The sequence below is a fragment of the Arcobacter sp. YIC-80 genome (assembly GCF_044841725.1).
In the GTDB taxonomy this organism is placed as follows: Bacteria; Campylobacterota; Campylobacteria; order Campylobacterales; family Arcobacteraceae; genus Arcobacter_B.
The window spans coordinates 340,554-356,140 of record NZ_JBJBSI010000001.1; the positions used below are offsets into that span (position 1 = coordinate 340,554).

A 15,587-nucleotide genomic window follows, 5' to 3' on the forward strand; every position below is an offset into this window, starting at 1 on the left:
ATTTTATATTGTTAGTTTAACTTTATAATTTAATTTTTTGTATTTGTATTTTGTAAGTTTATAAAAAGTAAGCTCAAAGAAGCTTACTTATTAGCAATATAGATATCTATATTTAAAATTGCTTTTAGAGTTTCATCTTTTTTTATTGTTTTTATATCACTTGATATTTTATGTAATGATAAATTACCTTCAATAGTTTGCAAAATATGCCAAAACCTTTCATTAAAAGGAACTTCTATATTTTTTATACCATGTTCCATAATTAACTCAACAATTGTTTCAATACAATGAAAATAAAATATTTTGTTTTTTGCTCTTTGTATTTTATAGTTTCGCATTATTTTAAGATTATTTATATAAGCTTGTTTTTCTAATTCTGAAAGAGAAGCTCTATTTTGCACATTTTTTTCTTCTTCATCTAAATGTTCTAAATATGAATCAATTTCTTTATTCATTGTGTTTTCAATATTTGGATGAAATTTTAATATTATATTTAATATCTCATCAGAATTTAGCCTTTGCTCTTTTAATTCATGACTATAGTTAGTTTTTCTTTTATATTCATGATCAAATGCTTCTAAAAGTTCTGCTGCATATTTTAAGTATTTAAATTTATCTTCTTTCCCATCTTTAAAAGAGATACCATGTTCACTAATAATTGGTTTTAATCCTGCATATTCTAGTTTCATATTCCTTCCTTGTATTTTAATATTTTATCAAAGAAAAATAAAAGCTTTATAAAATTATATTTTGTTATAATTTCTTATGCAAAATACTATCAATAATCAAAATCAAGAAAATCTAAAAGGTATATTTTTTATGGTATTAGCTGTATTAATTCTACCTTTTAGTGATGCCATAGCAAAATGGTTATCATCATCTTACACTATTATTCAAATAGCATGGCTTAGGTTTTTTATTCAAGCTATAATATTATTAATATTATCTTTTATCTTAAAATACAAAATATCTGCATTTGAAAAAAAGTATATTTTCGTAAGTTTTTTTATTAGTGCTTCAATTGTATTTTTATTTTGGGGATTAAAATATCTACCCTTAGCAAATAATATAGCACTATTTTTTATTGAACCTTTAGTTTTAACACTTCTTAGTGTAATCATTCTAAAAGAAAAACTTCAAAAAAACCACATAGTAGCTGTAATAATAGGTTTAATTGGAACTTTAATCATAATTAGACCCAACTGGTCAGCTTATGGAATGGCATCTTTTTTTCCTATTGTATCAGCAATATTTTATGCCTTATATTTAATAAGTTTAAGACAAGTATCAACCAAATCAAATAATAAAAGTTTACAGTTTTTTATTGGAATATTATCTACATCGATTTTATCTATTATTATCATCATTTGTGAATTCTTAGATATAGATTCATTTGGTTTTAACCAAATCAAACTTAACGATTGGTGGTTGATTCTATTATTAGGAATAATAACTACAATTGTTCAACTTCTTGTATCAAAAGCTTTCTTTTATTCTAAAGCTTCAAGTTTAGCATCTTTTCAATATCTTGAAATAATAAGTGCTTCAATACTAGGTTGGTTAATATTTAACCATCTTCCAGATTCATTGACAATAACAGGAGCAGGGATTGTGATTTTTTCAGGTTTATATTTGATTAGACATGAAAGAAGGAGTATAAAAAAATAAAGTTCCACAAAAGTGGAAACTTTATTTATTTCTTATCTTTTTGAATTTCTTTATAGTATGAACTATGTAAAATAGCCATTTCCTCTTCTTCTTTATAGCCATTAATTATACTAGCAATAGCACCTTTAATAGCAAAAATTGACATATAAATATGAGTAAAAAATAAAGCTGTCATAGCAAGTCCTACAATATTATGAGCAATTATACATAATCTTAACATCTCAATTTTTGTTAATCCAAACATTGTTAAAACTGCTAAATTTAAATCTTGTACATATAAAGTTGCACCTGTAAAAATCATAACAACTCCACCTAAAGTACATACCCAAAACCACATTTTTTGCCCTGCATTAAACTTACCTGCTGGAACTGGTTTTTTCTCTTTTGATAAATATCCCCCTAAAATCATAAACCATTTTACATCCTCAGCAGTAAATAGCATATTTTTAAGCCACATTAAAAACATTGGTACAACACTAATCATAAATAATACTGTAGAAACAGCATGAAGCTCTTTACAAGCTTTTACAAACTCTCCTCCACCAAAAGTAGATCCAAACATCATAATAAGACCTGTAGGTATAATTATAATAAAAGAAATAGCAGCAATACCATGAACTATTCTATTAAAAAGAGTAAATACATAATATTTTTTACCATCATGTTTAAACTTTTTTGGCCCAATAATTAAATAGTGGATTAAAAATACTAAAGGTACAATTATAATAATTGACAAGTAAGCATTTTCAAAAAGTTTTGTTTGTAAAAAAACAAATAAGTCACCAAAATGACTATTCCCATTTTGTTGTTGCGACAACATATTGGTAATAATTTCTTGATTGGACTCACTAACTGTAGTGTAAGAAAATAAAGCCGTGCATAAGCCTAAGATTAAAAAAAGACATTTTTTCATAATGTTCTCCTAAATAAATATCCAAAATTATCTCTTCCTAAAATGACTTTAATATGACTTTTTGATTTTAGTAAATATATTTTTACTAGTATTATTAGATTTTTTAGGGATATATTATGTTAGGTAAACTATTTTTGACTAAAAAAGAAATAAATTTCTTTTTTAGTTTTTATTAGAATTTAGCATTAGGAATAGGGTGGTTTTCTACAACAAAATCAATATCTTTATCACCTCTACCTGATAAATTAACTAAAATTGTTTTATCTTTTGGAAGTTGTTTTGCTAATTGCATAGCAAAACCAACTGCATGGGCAGACTCTAATGCAGGAATGATTCCTTCAAGTTGAGATAATTTATAGAAAGCATCTATAGCTTGTGTATCATTACAAAGTCCTACTTTTGTTCTTCCAATATCATTTAAGTGTGCTTGTTCAGGCCCAACTGATGGGTAATCAATACCAGATGCAATTGAATAAACAGGAGCAGGTTCACCTTTTTCATCTTTAAGCATTACTGAATTAAATCCATGCATAATTCCTTCTTCTCCATAAGTTAATGAAGCTGAATGTTCTCCTAGTTTTTCTCCTTTACCCATAGGTTCAACACCATAAAGTTCTACTTCTTTATCATTAATAAAACCTGCAAAGATTCCCATTGCATTTGATCCTCCACCAACACAAGCTATTACATTGTCAGGTAAATTTTCTTCATGCTCAAAAAATTGCTCTTTTGATTCAATTCCTATAATACTTTGAAAGTCTCTTACCATCATAGGGAAAGGATGAGGCCCAACAACTGATCCAATACAATAAATAGCATTATTAGCTTGTGCTACATAAGATTCAAAAGCTGAATCTACAGCTTCTTTTAAAGTTTTAAGACCATGCGTAGCAGGAATTACTTTTGCTCCTAATATCTTCATTCTTACAACATTTGGATGCTCTTTAGCAATGTCAACTTCTCCCATGTGTATCTCACACTCTAAACCAAAGTATGCAGCAGCTGTTGCTAAGGCAACTCCATGTTGTCCTGCACCTGTTTCAGCAATAACTTTTTTAAACCCCATCTGTTTAGCTAAAATTACCTCTGCCATACAGTGATTTAATTTATGTGCACCTGAATGATTTAAATCTTCTCTTTTTAAATATATTTTAGCTCCACCACAATGAGCTGTTAAATTTTTTGCATAAGTAATTGGAGTTGGTCTTCCTTGAAAATGCTTTCTTACATATTTTAACTCTTCAATAAATTCAGGAGAATTTTTAATCTCTGCATAAGCTTTTGTAATATCTGCAAATGGTTTTTCTAACATTGGAGGAATAAAAGAACCCCCAAATCTTCCAAAATAACCATTTTCATCTGGATTTGATTCTAAATAAGATTTAGCCATAAGTGCTTCCTTTTGTCTTTTCTAAGCGTAATAAATGGCGAATATTATATTCTATATGTTTTTAATCTCTTATGAAAGTGGAAGTTTAATAGTCACTTTTGCACATTTATCAAATGATTTTTCTTGAAATATATAAGAAATATTTTCTATTTTAATTTCTCCATTTAAACTTTCATTTACAATTTTATGAGTCATATATAAACCAAGTCCAGTTCCTTGGCTTTTATGTTTTGTTGTAAAGTATGGTTCAAAAACTCTATCTATTAATTCTGGTTTTACTCCTCCTGCATTATCAATTACTTCTATAAATACATTATTTTTATTTTTAAAACAATTAATAGTTATATATCTAGTATTATATTCTTTATCTTTTAAAGCGTCTTTTGCATTGTTAATTATGTTTAACAATGCTTGAGTTAATTCATTCTCATAAGAAATTATAAAAATCTCTTTATCTAAATTTAATTCCATTTCAATAAAATTATTTGAAAAAGAACTTTTTACAATATTTAAAAGTTTTTCTATACTCTTATTAAGATTAAATTTTATTTTCGTTTTATCAGTTTTAAGATAGTTTTGAAAGTCATCTATTGTTTGTGATAAAAACATTGTAGTTTGTGATATATTATCAATAGTAGTATTAAAAGTTTTATCATCTAATTGATTGAACTGTTTTTGTAGTTTCATTCCTGTTGCAGCTGTGGATATAAAGCTTAAAGGTTGTCTCCATTGATGAGCTATATTACCTATCATCTCACCTAAACTTGCCATTTTTGATTGATGTATTATTAATTGTTCTTTATCTTTTATTTCGCTCATATCTATAACTGATACAATATCACAATATTTATTCTCAAAGAAAATTGTTTTAGACTTTAAAAGAACAGGGAATACCTTTGCATTTTTCTTAATTGCTGTTAATTCATAAGTTTTTGTTTTAGACTCTTTAATTATAAAGTCTAATTTTTGTTTATTTTCATATTTAAATAAAGAATCAAATTCTAAATCTTTTAACTTTTTTTTATTTAAATTAAACATTTTTATAGCTTCTATATTTGTAAAAAGAATCCTATTCCCCTTTACAATAAATATTCCTTCAATTGTAAGATTTATTAAAGCTCGAAAGTTTTCTACTGTATTCTCTAATTCACTTTTTGTTTGTTTTAAACTATTTTGATATTTAAGTAACTGTCTATTTTTATAAAGAATAACAAATATTATAATAAGTAAAGGCAAAAAGTATTTCCAAAGAATTGAATAATCAAATACTTGAGTGTATTCAAGTTTTGACCATTTATCATATATAGCTCGTCTTTCTTCAGAAGTCATTGTTTTTAAAACTTTATTAATTATAGATTGTAAAACTTTATAATCATCTCTAATCATCACTTGTAAATCAAAACTAATACCTGTACTTCCAGATATTTTTATATTACTGTATGCATATTTTTTAATATTATGAACTAAAATAGGCATAGAATCAACTATGACATCTACTTTATTATTAGAAAGATACTCTAAACCTTGCTTAATATCATTGTAAAAAATAAATTTCATTTTAGGATATGCTTCTTTTAATAATCTATATGCCGTGAAGTCTTTACCTACACCAACTTTTTTATTTAATAAATATGAAGCATCAGGAATATAGTTTTTATTGTTTAAAGTTGCTATTCCTAAAGGAGCTTTGTAATAAATATCTGAAAATATTGCATATTTTTCTCTATCATTAGTTTTAGATGTACTAATGATAATATCATTCCTTTTATATTTTATATCCTCTAAAGCATTAGTAAAATTGCTTTTAAAGTCAAAGTTTACTTTTAAATTTGCTTTATTAGTAATATATTGCCAAAAATCAAAACCTAAACCATAAGCTTTATCATTTTCTACAAAACTTATAGGTGCCCAATCAACACCATAGGCAACATTTATAGTTGTATTTTCTATAAACTCTTGTTCTTCTTTAGTAAAGTTAATTTCTTCTGCATAATTAAGCCACTTTTGATTTAATAGTTCTAACTCTTTTTGATTTAAAGAGTTAATAGCCTTATTAATAAGCTTTTTTAGCATAATCAAATCTTTTCTAACTCCTATATATAACTCATTTTTAAAATTAGGTATAATTACAGATGAAGTAATTTTTAAATCCCTTGAATAATACTTGTTAATATAATATCTTGCTAATAAATTATTTTGAATACTCCCATCTATATAATTATTTTTAATTGCATCAAAAATTTCTTTTAAAGTCTTATATTCAACTATTTCAATTTGAGGATATTCTTTCTTTATAACCTTTGTAAGCTGCCAATCTTTAATCATTCCTAATTTTTTATTTTTTAAGTCATCAATATTAATAATATTAGTTGTAGACTTTTTTGTAACTATTGATAAAACTTGTTCAAATACTGGATAGGTATATTCTAAGTATTTTTCTCTATTTTCACTGTAAGCAATAACTGGTAAAACATCAATTTTATTTTCTTTAAATTTTTTTAATAACTGAGTCCAATTATCTGTTATAAAAACTGGTTCCAATCCAAGTTTACTACTTATAAGTTTAATATAATCAACAATATATCCTTTAGGTCTATCATTTTCATAAAAGTCAAAAGGTATCCAATCATACTCATTAGCAATTATAAGTTTACTTTTATTTTTTAAAAAACTTTGTTCTTCTTTAGTAAAATTAATTTTTGATTTTACAATATCTAATTTTTCATTCATCCAAATGTTTGATAATCTGATTTTTTCTTCAATTGGAATACTTGATAAAACTTTATTTATAATATTTCTTAAAATAATATAGTCTTTTCTAATTGCAATATGTAAAATATTTCCCATTTCATTTGTATAAAATTCAGGTTTTATATTATTGATTGAATTTGTAGTAATCATATAATTTGCTATTGCAATATTAGAAAGAAAAAAATCTGCTTTTTGAGTAACTACTGCATCGATTGTTTCTAATAAGTTGTTTGTATAAACAATTTTAATACTTGGATAATTTTCTTTCATAAATTTAATTTCAGGATATCCTTTTACAACAGCAAATCGTTTACCTTTTAAATCATTCAAAGATTTATATTCAGTAGAATCATTAGTATTGATAAAGGCATAGTCTCTTGCAGTTAAGTAAGGATCTGAAAATATGAAATTTGATTCTCTATATTTATTTTTAACTATTAATGGTATAAGATCATTTTTTTTATTTTTAGTTTTTTCTAAAATATTTTCCCAGCTATCTTCTATTTCTTTAAATTTAAGACCCGTTTTTTTTGATATTATATTTAAATATTTTTTACTAAGACCTGTATATTCATTGGCATATTTAAAATAAAATGGAGCGATATCTTTTTCTACCCCAACATTAATTATAGGGTTATTTTTTATAAATTGTTTTTCTTCTTTTGTTAAATTGATTTCATCAGAGGCAAAACAGCTAACTAAAATAAAATTTAGAAAAAGTATTATGAAGTGTATATTTTTCATATTAATCCTTATTCAAGTATTATACTTAAATAAGGATTAATCTTATTAAATTAAGAGAACCACTTCTTTACTTTATCAAACATATTTTCAAAGCTTGATTCGTGAGGTTTACTTTCAACTCCAAAACTCTCTTGAAGTTTTTCTAATAATTCTTTTTGTTCATCAGTTAAAGATTTAGGGTATTCAATTTTAATTTGTACTACTAAATCACCTTTACCGTAACCTTGTACAGATTTAACACCTTCTCCTCTAAATTTAAACTGTTGTTTATCTTTAGCTCCTGCAGGTATTTCAAGCTCAAGTTCACCTCTAAGACCAGGTATTTTAATCTTATCACCAAGTGCAACTTGAGTGAAGAAAATTGGAGCTTCAAGATAAATATCATCATCATGTCTAACAAAATGAGAATCTTCTTTTACATTTACTTGTAAATATAAATCTCCTCTTGTACCATCTGGTGCTATATTACCTTTATTTGATACTCTTATTCTCATTCCATCATTAACACCTTCTGGAATATCAACTTTAAATGAATCTTTTACTTCATCATATCCATTTCCACCACAAGATTTACAAGAAGCACTTACAGCTTGACCTGAACCTTGACACGTTGGACAAGTTTGTGCAAATGTCATAAAGCCTTGTCTTGTATGTACTTGACCTGCACCTTGACACGTTGGACAAGTTGAAAGCTTTCCATCTTTTGCTCCTGTACCCTTACATGGTTTACAAGCTGTTTTATATTTATAATCTACTTCTTTATTACATCCAAAAACTGCTTCATTAAACTCTAGTTTTACTTCAACTGCAATATCTAAATTATAATTATAAGATTTTCTTTGCCTTCTTGAAGAACCTCCACCAAAAGTAGAACCAAACATTTCTTCAAATACAGAACTTAAGTCATCAAAGCCTCCTGAGAAACCTCCACCTTGACCATGTCCTTCTAAACCTTGTTTTCCATATCTATCATAAATTGATCTTTTTTCTTGATCACTTAATACCTGATATGCTTCATTTACAGCTTTAAATTTTTCTTCAGCTTCAGCATCATCAGGATTTTTATCTGGGTGATACTTCATCGCCATTTTTCTGTAAGCTTTTTTTATTTCACTTTTTTGTGCATCTCTACTTACTTCTAATACTTCATAATAATCTAATTCAGTCAATTAAATATCTCCTAAATAATTTTTTATATTTGTTAATATTCGCGATTTTATCTAAAATATTATAAAAATAAGATATAATCCGCCTATGAAAAAAGGATTAGAAAAATTTTATGAATTAGTTGAAGCTTTCGAATCTTTACCAACAATTGGTAAAAAATCAGCTTTAAGACTTGCTTATCATGTAGTAATGAATGATAACTATTGTGGTATTAAAATTGCACATAGTATTGAAAATGCGTTAAAAAATATAACTAAATGTGTTAAATGTGGTTCAATGAGTGAACATGAAATATGTGAATTTTGCTTAGATGATTCTAGAGATAATACAAAGTTATGTATTGTACAAAGTGCAAAAGATATATTTATTATCGAAGATTCAAAACAATTTGATGGAAAATATTTTGTTATAGAAGAATTAGATCAAGAAGCTATTGATGCTTTAATTAGATTTGTAAATGAAAATGATGTTGAGATGGTTTTATTTGCTATAACTCCATCAATTGCTAATGATGCTTTTATTTTATTTATAGAAGATAAATTAAAAAATAAAGATATCAAATTTTCTAAAATAGCCCAAGGAGTTCCAACAGGTGTTAGTTTAGAAAATGTTGATATTTTATCTTTATCTAAAGCTATACAAAGTAGGGTAGAAGTTTAATTTCTACCTTCTTCTTTGTTCCATTGGTCATAAAGTTTTTGTGCTTCTGCAATTTCACTACTACTAGCTTTTCTTCTACAAGACATATAACCTTTTGATCCATCGCACGATTCAAATGGATATACAGTCGCATAAACCCAATAGTAACCACCAGTTTTTGTAGCATTTTTTACATAACCTGTCCAAATCTCACCTTTTTGTACTGTCTCCCAAAGTGATTTAAACGCTTTGCTTGGCATATCTGGATGTCTTACCATACTATGTGGTTGACCTAATAATTCTTCAATTGTATACTCTGCAATACTACAAAAGTCGTTATTTGCAAATCTTATTATACCTTTCTCATCAGTTTCACTAACTAAAAAAGCATAATCATCTAATACTGTTTCTTGTCCTGCTGCCATAATATATCTCCAATTATTTCTTTTTCTTTTAATTATTCAGTTTAAAATTTTTTGCTTTTTGCATCTTCAACTAATAAATCTGCCATATACGATACTTCATTTGATATATTAGTAGTCTGATTTGCTTCATTAGCATTTTCTTGTGTAACTCTATCAAGCATTGTAACAGCATCATTAATTTGCTCAATTCCACTCATTTGCTCTTTTGATGAAGTACTTACATCTTCAATAATTGAGATTGTTTCTTTAATATGATTATCTAAAGTTTCATAACCTTTAATCATTTCATCAGAAATATTTTTACCTTCATTAGCTTTTTCATTGGCATCTTCAACTAAACTTTTAATATCTTTTGCTGCTTCTGCACTTCTTGAAGCAAGATTTCTTACTTCTTGAGCTACAACTGCAAAACCTTTTCCAGCTTCTCCAGCTGTTGCTGCTTCAACTGCTGCATTAAGTGATAAAATATTTGTTTGGAATGCTATTTGATCAATAATACTAATTGCTTCATTAATTGATGATACTTTTGTATTAATTTCTTCCATAGATAAAGCTGTTTGAGAAGCTAAAGTTCTTCCGTTTGAAACTGCATTATTTACAGTACTTCCAAGTTCAGCCATTTTTGCTGCATTATTTGCATTGTTTCTAGTAATTGAAGTGATTTCTTCTAATGAAGCTGATGTTTGTTCTAAAGAAGCTGCTTGTTCATTTGCTTTAGAAGAAAGGTTATCCATTGATGTTTTCATTAAAGTTGAGTTATTTTTTAATTTTTCACCATTTTCAAAACTTGTTTTTGCTGATTTTGATAAGGCATCACCTAATATATTTACACTAGTCATAACTTCAAGCATATTTTCTTTTAGATATGAAGGTATATCAATTTTTTTTGTAAAATCATCTTTTGCATAAGATGTAGAAACTTCTTTTAAACTATTCATATTTTCTTCTAAAACATCTAACATTTGATTTAATGCTTTTCTTAAAGTACTAATCATAAAGTTATCAGAGTCAGATTTTACTCTACATTTATAAATACCTTGTTCAACTTTGTTTAAAGTTAAAATAATTTCACCTAATACTTTCATATCAGCTTTTCTCATAGCATCAAATGTATCATAATAATCATTCATTTCATGAAGAATTAGACCTATCTCATCTTTTTTGATATATTCGGCTCTTTGAACACTATTACTTCTCATAAATGTAAAGTTTATCATCTCTTCAAGATATTTCTTAAATCTAAAAATACCCCCAACGATTCTTTTTTTTGCAGCATAAGTAGTAAATGCAATTAAAATAGCAAAAACTATGTTTATAGTAACAATAGCAACCATATCAGATGCAGAAATAATAGCTATAATACTAATGCAAGCAAAACCTATTTGAGTAAGTATCATATTTACCCAAAGTCTTTTGTCTGTACTCATGTTTGTAAACATTCTCTAACCTTTAGCGTTATTTTAGTTATTTTTTTAATTTAATTTTATTATAGTTAATTTTTGTTAAAATGTAGCTATGGAAAAAAGAATTATATGTCAAAAGTGTATTTATTATTATGTAACATGGGAACAAAACAGCCCCCATGGTTGTAAAGCTTATGGATTTAAATCAAAAATTATTCCTTCAATTATTGTAAAAAACTCTAGTGGAAGTATATGTAGTTTTTATCAACAAAAAAAGTTATAATTAGTTATTTATAACTTTTTAAATATTTATTTTTTACAAAATCTACTCTTCATGCAAAATTAGCTATTATTACAAAAATGAAACAATTATTTATTATTAGGAGACAAGTTTGTTATATAAAGACTTAAAAGATAGTATAAAAACTTTAGGATTTTTATCAATCGAAGATTTTGTACAATATATTGGTGTTACATCATCAGATGTTTTAGTTTGGGAAGAAAAAGATGAAGTACCTTATACTGTATCTTTAATTATTCATTTATTGAAAGGTGAAAAAGAATTACCAAACAACACTACATTAGATAATTTAGTAGAAGAGTGTCTACCTTTAGCTGAACTATTAGAAGAAGCTTCATCTTTCCCTCATAAACTAGAAGAGATGTTTTTACTACAAAAACAATTAAATGATTCAACAAATGGTAAAAATTGGGAATTAGGAAGAAATAAATTTGGAAAAGAAATCAACTGGCTTAGATGTATCCACATGGAAGTTGCTGAATTAATTGATTCTACTCCTTGGAAACACTGGAAAAATATTAATGCAAAACCAGATATGCAAAATATTCATGTAGAATTAGTTGATATTTGGCACTTTTTAATGTCTTATATATTACAAGAAACAAATGTACCAAAAGCTGTATCTTTAGTAAATACACATTGTATATATGAAGCTGTAACAGAAGTTGATGTAAAACTTATGGTAAAAGAAGCAGAAAAACTATCTTATATAGCTTTAGCAATTGAAACTAATAATATGCCATCATTTAGTGGTGTTGAAAGATTTATTGATCAGTTTTTTAGATGTTGTAAGGTATCAGGGTTATCATTTACTTGGCTACAAAAACTTTATATTGGAAAAAACTGTTTAAATAAATTTAGACAAGACAATGGATACAAAGAAGGTACATATATCAAAGAATGGAATGGAAAAGAAGATAATGTAGTTATGGTTTCACATCTTGAAAATATGGAAGATGTAAGCTTTGAAATTTTATACACTAAACTTGAAGAGTCTTATAAACAATGTAAGTAATTTATAGCTAAAAGAAAACTCTTTTAGCTATAATCATTTTTATAATCTACATAATGACCTGCATGTTTAATTAAGCCTTCTACATCTTCATCAGTTAGCTGTTTTACTACTTTAGCAGGACTTCCCATAATCAAACTCTTAGGTGGAAACTTTTTCCCTGATGTTACTAAAGAGTTAGCTCCAACAATAGAACCTTCACCAATTATTGCATCATCAAGAATAGTAGCACTCATTCCAATAAGACAATTATTTTCAATTTTACAACCATGAAGCATAACTTTATGTCCTATAGTTACATTATCTCCAATTATGGTTGATGTGTGAGTATCTGTATGTATCATAGATAAATCTTGAATATTAGTATTTTTGCCTATTCTAACTTTATTTACATCTGATCTAATTACACATTGAAACCAAACAGAAGAGTTTTCGCCAATAATAACATCACCTATAATATCAGCACTAGGTGCTACCCACGCAGTTGAATCTATTTTTGGATAAAATTCTTTAAACTTCAAAATCATATTATTTCCTAATTTTTTAGGTTTATTATAACTTGTGATTTTTAAAAATGCAAATAAGTATTACTTACTTGCATTATATTTTAATATTATAGGCTTACTATAATTTGGAACATCATCATAAGTAAATATAGCATAATACTTATCGATATCCATTGCTCCAAAATCATCATAAGTATAATCATCTTTACCTGCATAAAGTTTTTGACCATCCTGAGAAGAATAAGGCTCTCTAAATGGATTTTTTATAACTTTTACACCTACAAAATCAATATCAATAGGGTTTTCCCAAGTTAATTTCACTTTTCCATTTTCTTCAATTAGCTTTGCATTTTTTACTTGAGCTAAACTATCTCTTCTTTTTGGTATATGTTCAATAATTAATTTTGGTGATAAAGATATATTTTTAATTTCCCAAGATACTTTTTTATTTTTGATTGATTTTTTTGAAGAAGTAGGTTTTAAGACAAAAGAAATACTTTCTTTATCTTTTACTTTTTCATTTAAAGTCTTTTCAGCAAAAGTGTCAAACATAAAATACTGTGTTTGATTATTCTTAAGCTCTGCTGCACTAACATCATAACCAATATTTTGTATAACTTCTCTATTTGTGATACTTTCATAATTTTTTTCAATATTATCATCGACAAATTCAATATGAAATCTAATATCATCTTTAATATATATTTTTGTTGAATTTAACTCAAAATATGCTTTTGTAATCATGCTCTTATCATAAGGAGGTAATGATGATAAATTAAATTCAAAAGTTGAATATATTTTTAATCCATTTTCATCAAAACCAGCTGTTATCTCATCATTTTTTATCTCATTTTTGCTTATTGTATTAACAGAAGTAGGGTATAAAGCAGTTATTTCAGGTTTTAATGTATATGTTAATTCTAACCTTGGTCTATATGTAAGACCAAAACCAAATTTACCATAACCTATGTCCCATTGCATCATTTGTCTAGTTCTTCCAATTCTAAGTTCTTTTGGACCTTCAACTCTTAATACTATTTTATTATTATGAACATACTTTTTTAGAAATTCACACTCCATAGCCGAGAATTCCCAAGTTCTCCATATACCTTGTGTTAATTGATGAGATTGAGTTGGTCTTCCTATATATTTAATAATTTTCATATTATCAACATCATCAAAATCAGTAATATCTCCCATTTGGGTTTGATCAACTATAGCAACATTCCATTCACCATATTTTTCAATTGTTGTTGATACTCTATTAATAGGGTATAAATTAAACTCTGCATGTTTTATTAATGCATTTGAAGGTAAAGACTTTATATCAATAGTAATAACTGCATAAGAAACACCTTTATGTTCATCAACACCAACAAACAAAGAGTTAACACCAAAATGTTTTGCATTATCATTAATATTTTCAGATACATATCCTGTTTCATTTTTACTAGCATAATAAGTTCTACTAAATTCATCATATTCAAGATTTGTTCTAATTTTAATTTGTGGGCAAAAAGGTGATTTTAAACCTGTTTTACTATTTACAGCTCTAATATTATAATAATAATCTTTATTTGAAAAAAGATTAATATCACTAAATTCTAATTTTTGAGTTCTCACTATTAAATTACTATCATTACAAAAAGACTTATTTTTTAAACTTCTATAAATCTCAAAGTATATATTTTCTTTATCTTCATAATTCCATTTTAGTTCTACATGGGAAGAACCTATATCAGTTACTTCAAAAGATTCAACTCTTTTAGGGCCATTTCCACTATAGTTTGGTACTTCTGCTACAGCAGCTAAGAGTGCAGGAATATGTTCTCTAATATGTTCACTCATATCATCTAAATAATCACTTATATTTCTAGTTCCAACTTCAACAACAGTAGAGATTATTCCTTTAGAATAATAAAATTCTCTACCACTTCCTGAAATAAGTTTAGCTGGTGGTTTTCCTTGATGTATCCCATATTCTCGACCTGAAATTTTTCTAATTTTTTCTGCCATATTTGCACATAAAGTATTCATATCTGTTGTATCAAAAGTATCCTCATGTCTAAAATCATGGGCAGGGAAAAAGACATTTCCTTGAGAATGATAATCTAAAGCTATTGTTATATTCCCATGACTTTCAACAAATTTTTTTAAAGCTTGAGTTTCAGGTTCACTAAATGGCTCTGGGCCTCCATATACATTTGAAGTAGTTAATGTTGATTTTACAAAACCTATTGGAAAGTTTCTATTTAAATCTACTCCATAAGTTCCATCAGCATTTACACGCCTGTTTTTTCTCCAAAAAGAAAAATGGTTTCTTGAATATTCATAACCATCAGGATTAACACAAGGAACCATATAAATTGTTGCGTGTTCTAAATAGAACTTAAGAATAGGGTCATTATCATAATTTTCTAAAATATAAGTTACAAATTCAATTGCTAATTCATGTCCAATCCATTCTCTAGCATGAATAGTTCCTGTGTAAAATAAGGCAGGTCTAGTTGAAGCTGTTTGTATATCTTTTGATATTGTAATTAAATTTATATCTCTTTTTTCCCAAGTTCGTCCAATTGATTCAAGCTTAATGTACTTTGGATACTTCTTTTCTAAATCTTTAAAAATTTCTGTTGACTGGGCGTATGATCTATAAAGTTGTTTCAAC

The 15,587-nt window shown here is 26.5% G+C and carries 13 protein-coding genes; 4 read left to right on the forward strand and 9 right to left on the reverse strand.

All coding sequences use genetic code 11. The annotated features are described in order from the left end of the window. Positions 1 to 83 precede the first annotated feature (83 nt). Positions 84 to 689, reverse strand: coding sequence for a hypothetical protein (locus tag ACH5BK_RS01510; protein ID WP_404304037.1), 606 nt, complete (start codon positions 687 to 689; stop codon positions 84 to 86). Positions 690 to 765: 76 nt separating this feature from the next. On the opposite strand from ACH5BK_RS01510, the gene ACH5BK_RS01515 reads away from it, so the two are divergent. Then, a complete protein-coding gene (locus ACH5BK_RS01515) occupies positions 766 to 1,668 on the forward strand; it encodes a DMT family transporter (protein ID WP_404304038.1) in 903 nt (300 codons plus the stop codon). A 25-nt stretch (positions 1,669 to 1,693) separates the two neighbouring features. On the opposite strand, the gene ACH5BK_RS01520 is transcribed toward ACH5BK_RS01515, so the two are convergent. From ACH5BK_RS01520 to dnaJ, 4 genes are all read right to left on the reverse strand, one after another. Next, complete coding sequence (locus ACH5BK_RS01520; RefSeq protein WP_404304039.1) at positions 1,694 to 2,581, reverse strand: formate dehydrogenase subunit gamma; 888 nt, start codon at positions 2,579 to 2,581, stop codon at positions 1,694 to 1,696. 172 nt (positions 2,582 to 2,753) lie between these two features. Beyond that, on the reverse strand, positions 2,754 to 3,971 hold the full coding sequence (gene trpB, locus ACH5BK_RS01525; RefSeq protein WP_404304040.1) for a tryptophan synthase subunit beta: 1,218 nt from the start codon (positions 3,969 to 3,971) through the stop codon (positions 2,754 to 2,756). A 69-nt stretch (positions 3,972 to 4,040) separates the two neighbouring features. Further along, positions 4,041 to 7,466, reverse strand: coding sequence for a transporter substrate-binding domain-containing protein (locus tag ACH5BK_RS01530; protein ID WP_404304041.1), 3,426 nt, complete (start codon positions 7,464 to 7,466; stop codon positions 4,041 to 4,043). A gap of 50 nt (positions 7,467 to 7,516) precedes the next feature. After that, on the reverse strand, positions 7,517 to 8,635 hold the full coding sequence (gene dnaJ / locus ACH5BK_RS01535) for a molecular chaperone DnaJ (RefSeq protein ID WP_404304042.1): 1,119 nt from the start codon (positions 8,633 to 8,635) through the stop codon (positions 7,517 to 7,519). 85 nt (positions 8,636 to 8,720) lie between these two features. On the opposite strand from dnaJ, the gene recR reads away from it, so the two are divergent. Further along, complete coding sequence (gene recR, locus ACH5BK_RS01540; protein ID WP_404304043.1) at positions 8,721 to 9,293, forward strand: recombination mediator RecR; 573 nt, start codon at positions 8,721 to 8,723, stop codon at positions 9,291 to 9,293. Here recR and ACH5BK_RS01545 read toward each other — a convergent pair. Both ACH5BK_RS01545 and ACH5BK_RS01550 read right to left on the reverse strand, forming a co-directional pair. Continuing rightward, the gene (locus ACH5BK_RS01545) at positions 9,290 to 9,697 is read right to left on the reverse strand and encodes a PAS domain-containing protein (RefSeq protein ID WP_404304044.1); all 408 of its coding nucleotides are present in this window, start codon (positions 9,695 to 9,697) and stop codon (positions 9,290 to 9,292) included. The genes recR and ACH5BK_RS01545 overlap by 4 nt on opposite strands. 41 nt (positions 9,698 to 9,738) lie before the next feature. Next, on the reverse strand, positions 9,739 to 11,136 hold the full coding sequence (locus tag ACH5BK_RS01550) for a methyl-accepting chemotaxis protein (RefSeq protein WP_404304045.1): 1,398 nt from the start codon (positions 11,134 to 11,136) through the stop codon (positions 9,739 to 9,741). A 76-nt stretch (positions 11,137 to 11,212) separates the two neighbouring features. Here ACH5BK_RS01550 and ACH5BK_RS01555 point away from each other — a divergent pair, with 76 nt between their 5' ends. Continuing rightward, positions 11,213 to 11,383 carry a uracil-DNA glycosylase gene (locus ACH5BK_RS01555; protein ID WP_404304046.1) on the forward strand — a complete coding sequence of 57 codons (171 nt, stop codon included), beginning with the start codon at positions 11,213 to 11,215 and terminating at the stop codon, positions 11,381 to 11,383. 109 nt (positions 11,384 to 11,492) lie between these two features. After that, a complete protein-coding gene (locus ACH5BK_RS01560) occupies positions 11,493 to 12,416 on the forward strand; it encodes a dUTP diphosphatase (RefSeq protein ID WP_404304047.1) in 924 nt (307 codons plus the stop codon). 23 nt (positions 12,417 to 12,439) lie between these two features. On the opposite strand, the gene ACH5BK_RS01565 is transcribed toward ACH5BK_RS01560, so the two are convergent. Together ACH5BK_RS01565 and ACH5BK_RS01570 are read right to left on the reverse strand one after the other, a co-directional pair. Further along, complete coding sequence (locus ACH5BK_RS01565; RefSeq protein WP_404304048.1) at positions 12,440 to 12,940, reverse strand: gamma carbonic anhydrase family protein; 501 nt, start codon at positions 12,938 to 12,940, stop codon at positions 12,440 to 12,442. Positions 12,941 to 13,000: 60 nt separating this feature from the next. Next, positions 13,001 to 15,586, reverse strand: a complete 2,586-nt coding sequence (locus ACH5BK_RS01570) for a M14 family zinc carboxypeptidase (RefSeq protein WP_404304049.1) — start codon at positions 15,584 to 15,586, stop codon at positions 13,001 to 13,003. Position 15,587: the final 1 nt, after the last annotated feature.

What these genes read in the sequence shown, in the direction of transcription:
- trpB (WP_404304040.1), bottom strand. Translation starts at nt 3,971, where the DNA reads ATGGCTAAATCTTATTTAGAATCAAATCCAGATGAAAATGGTTATTTT.
- ACH5BK_RS01510 (WP_404304037.1), bottom strand. Translation starts at nt 689, where the DNA reads ATGAAACTAGAATATGCAGGATTAAAACCAATTATTAGTGAACATGGT.
- ACH5BK_RS01555 (WP_404304046.1), top strand. Translation starts at nt 11,213, where the DNA reads ATGGAAAAAAGAATTATATGTCAAAAGTGTATTTATTATTATGTAACA.
- ACH5BK_RS01530 (WP_404304041.1), bottom strand. Translation starts at nt 7,466, where the DNA reads ATGAAAAATATACACTTCATAATACTTTTTCTAAATTTTATTTTAGTT.
- ACH5BK_RS01550 (WP_404304045.1), bottom strand. Translation starts at nt 11,136, where the DNA reads ATGTTTACAAACATGAGTACAGACAAAAGACTTTGGGTAAATATGATA.
- ACH5BK_RS01520 (WP_404304039.1), bottom strand. Translation starts at nt 2,581, where the DNA reads ATGAAAAAATGTCTTTTTTTAATCTTAGGCTTATGCACGGCTTTATTT.
- ACH5BK_RS01545 (WP_404304044.1), bottom strand. Translation starts at nt 9,697, where the DNA reads ATGGCAGCAGGACAAGAAACAGTATTAGATGATTATGCTTTTTTAGTT.
- ACH5BK_RS01565 (WP_404304048.1), bottom strand. Translation starts at nt 12,940, where the DNA reads ATGATTTTGAAGTTTAAAGAATTTTATCCAAAAATAGATTCAACTGCG.
- recR (WP_404304043.1), top strand. Translation starts at nt 8,721, where the DNA reads ATGAAAAAAGGATTAGAAAAATTTTATGAATTAGTTGAAGCTTTCGAA.
- ACH5BK_RS01515 (WP_404304038.1), top strand. Translation starts at nt 766, where the DNA reads ATGCAAAATACTATCAATAATCAAAATCAAGAAAATCTAAAAGGTATA.